The 3,158-nt window shown below is 54.2% G+C and carries 4 protein-coding genes; 1 reads left to right on the top strand and 3 read right to left on the bottom strand.

The genetic code is table 11. The features are described from left to right. Positions 1–396: hypothetical protein (locus Q0O33_RS10695; protein WP_295499420.1), on the top strand; the 396-nt coding region annotated here is incomplete at its 5' end. A gap of 46 nt (positions 397–442) precedes the next feature. Here the strand turns inward: Q0O33_RS10695 and Q0O33_RS10690 are convergent. The 3 genes from Q0O33_RS10690 to Q0O33_RS10680 form a co-directional block, all read right to left on the bottom strand. Then, entirely contained in the window at positions 443–2,317 is a 1,875-nt protein-coding gene (locus Q0O33_RS10690) for a M2 family metallopeptidase (protein WP_295499417.1), read from the bottom strand. A 54-nt stretch (positions 2,318–2,371) separates the two neighbouring features. Next, positions 2,372–2,902, bottom strand: coding sequence for a hypothetical protein (locus Q0O33_RS10685; RefSeq protein ID WP_295499415.1), 531 nt, complete (start codon positions 2,900–2,902; stop codon positions 2,372–2,374). A 2-nt stretch (positions 2,903–2,904) separates the two neighbouring features. Further along, on the bottom strand, positions 2,905–3,158 hold a 254-nt coding region (locus Q0O33_RS10680; RefSeq protein WP_295499413.1), incomplete at its 5' end, for a GNAT family protein.

Here is a 3,158-nt window from a genome sequence, read left to right as displayed (position 1 = left end):
CGTTCGGCGGCCGAGACGGCGACTACTACCGCCAAGTCAGCGGTAGATTCCGCCTCCAGCGCCGCTGCCAGCGCGGGCACAGTCATTAAAGAAAATCCCGTCAAATCCGCCGCCGTGGCTGGCGCCGTCATCGCCACCGCAGCGGCTGCGGTGGCTGGAAAGAAAGTATACGCGCGCAAGACCGCGAGCAATGCAAAGCCTGCGGCGAAAAAGCCGGCTACCAAAAAACCCACTGCAAAAAAACCTGCTGCGAAGAAGGCTGTGGTCAAGCCTGCTGCGAAGCCCGCCGTTAAGCCTGCTGCAAAGCCTGCCGCCGCTAAGAAGCCTACAGCGCGGTCAAAACCAGCGGTGGAGAAAGCGGCTCCGGCGAAGCCCGCAGCAAAGCCGACCGCCTAAGAGCTGATATAAATGGCCCCGCCCTATGCGGCGGGGCCATTTTTACTTACCAGCCCTTTTTAACACCCTTATTCTGCGCCTTGAGCCATTTCATCAGTGGCGCAAAATATTCGAGCATCGGCTTGCCGGACATCTCACGCGTACCGGTAAAGGCCTGAAGTGCATCTGGCCAAGGCTTCGACGCCCCTATTTCGAGCATCGCGTTTAGCCGTGCTCCCACTTCCTTGTTGCCGTAGAACGAACAACGGTGCAGCGGCCCCTTCGATCCTGAAATATCGCAAGCAGCTTTGTAGAATTGGAACTGCAATATGCGGGCAAGGAAATAGCGCGTATAGGGCGTGTTGCCGGGGATATGATATTTGGCGCCAGCATCAAAACGGTCGGCCGCGCGTTCCACGGGCGGAATGATGCCTTGATATTGTAGGCGTAAATCGGTCCAGCCCTTGTTGTAATTGGCTGGCGTGATTGATCCATTGAACACACCCCAACGCCATTTGTCGATGAGTAAGCCGAATGGCAAAAACGCGACCTTGTCCATGGCTTGGCGCAGTAACAGGCCATTATCCTTATCCGCGCCAGGGACATTCGCTGGGTCTAGCAAACCAATCTGGACAAGATAATTTGGCGTAATCGACAAAGCGATAGCATCGCCAATCGCCTCGTGGAAACCATCATTGGCGCCATTCAAATATAGATAAGGCTGTTTGTTATAAGCGCGCTGATAATAATTATGCCCAAGTTCATGGTGGATCGTCACAAAATCGCTGGTGTTGACCTTGATGCACATTTTGATGCGTAAATCATCGACATTGTCCACATTCCATGCCGAGGCGTGGCAGACGACTTCGCGATCTGCAGGCTTGATAAACTGCGCGCGCTCCCAAAAGCTTTTGGGCAAAGGCAAAAAACCAAGCGATGAGAAAAAGCCTTCGCCAATCTTCACCATGTCTTTTTCGGCTTTGCCGCGATTAGCGCTGAAATCCGCCATGTCGGTTTGCTTATAGCCCTGGGTCACAAGCAATTCACCAATGTCATAACCAATGTCGCCGGCCCCGGAAGGAGCGACGATGTCGTAAATATTGCCCCATTCCTGCGCCCACATATTGCCTAACAAATCTGCGCGAATTGGTCCGGTTTTGGACTGAACGGCATCGCCATGTTTTTTGTTCAACTGCGTGCGGACATAGGTGTGCAACTCGTCATATAGCGGCTTTACCTCAAGCCATAATTTGTCGGTCAGCTTGGCAAAATCATCGGCTGGCATATCATAGCCAGACCGCCACATCGCACCCACATCGGCATAGCCAAGCTCGGTTGCGCCTTGATTGGCGATTTCCACCATGCGCGTGTAATCCGATCCCATGGGCGCACCGACATTGTCGTGCCAGCTTACCCACATTTCCTTCAGCTCTTCAGGATTACGGTTCGAACCCATTTCGGCCTCAATATCGGAACCATTGATTGCCTTGCCACGCAAAGTCCCCCTGCCCTTGCCATAAGCGGACTGTAGCTTGGTTGATATCGTCGCTAGTTCCGCCGCTGCACCCGGTGCGGTCGGCGCAGGTAAGACTATGCCACCGCGTAAGATATCCAACTTGCGCTTTGTATCAAAAGAAAGGCCCGGAAGTGCCTGATATTTGGCAGCCTCAAGTGCGTAGGCAACGGCTTTTTCTGTTCCGATCTCCCCGTAACGCGCCGCAACGGCATCCGTATCATCGGTTAGGTGGGTGGAATTAATCCAGGCGACACGGCCAGCTTCGATGGAGAAGTCAAACAGGTCCTTTTCGGCGCGGGCAACAAATGCATCAGCATCCGATACCGTTGTCGTAGATGCTGTCGCCGGCGCATCCTGCGCCATGGCGATGCTGGGGACGGAAAGCGTGGTACATGCCAGAGCGGCAATGGATACAAGATTTTTCATTTTAAGGTCCTGACAGATATAATAGCGCGACGTTGAAACTTCCGGTCTTCCGCGTCAAGCCGCACGGCGTTTCCGGCTTCGAATAGCCAAGCCGATCAGCACACCAAAGAATGTCACCAGAAACAATATCGTCTTTATAGGCCGTGCAGTGGCTGCGATGCCGGAAAGCATATCATGCCCGCCGCCAACTGCCACCTGAATAAGCTGGCTGATGGTCTCCGCATAATCGGCAACGGCGAACCCCACTGCTGCGACCATGATGACCTTACCAAGCCGCGCGAGCATGGCGCGCGGGGCGGCAGCGAACATACGTCCGCCTGCAAAAGCGCCCCATGCATAAACGCCAATAAAGATGAGGTCCAGTTCCATGCTGTATATCGCAAGGTCCATTACACCCGACGCCTTCCAGCTTGCATGGATATTGTCAACACGCGCCGCATTTCCGGCTGCCTGATGGTCGCTCATACCCAAAGGGGCTGCTTCTGTGACCAGCCAAACATTCATAACAATCTGTACAGCGAGCAACATTATGCCGGACAGCCAGAACGTCCAGAAACGCCTTTCTAAGGCAGTTTCCTGGCGCATGGCTACACGGACTCCAAAGCGGTCGCCAACACCCCTGACAGCGCATCCTCGCGCGTTAGATGATAGGTTGTGTAGTCATGTACTTGCCCGCCATGATGGCGCTTATATTCTCGCACTAACTTGCTACCCAATCGCTCCACTGCGGTGCGCGAGCGAAAATTATGAGCGCCCACCTGAAACACAACGATCCGCACAAATTGGAAGATGTGCCTTAGCATCAGCGCCTTTACCTCGCGATTAATGCCTGTCCGCCAAT

Source organism: Sphingorhabdus sp. EL138, from assembly GCF_945862485.1.
In the GTDB taxonomy this organism is placed as follows: Bacteria; Pseudomonadota; Alphaproteobacteria; order Sphingomonadales; family Sphingomonadaceae; genus Sphingorhabdus_B.
The sequence above is the reverse complement of the archived record's forward strand: the minus strand, read 5'-3'. Positions and strand labels throughout refer to the sequence as shown.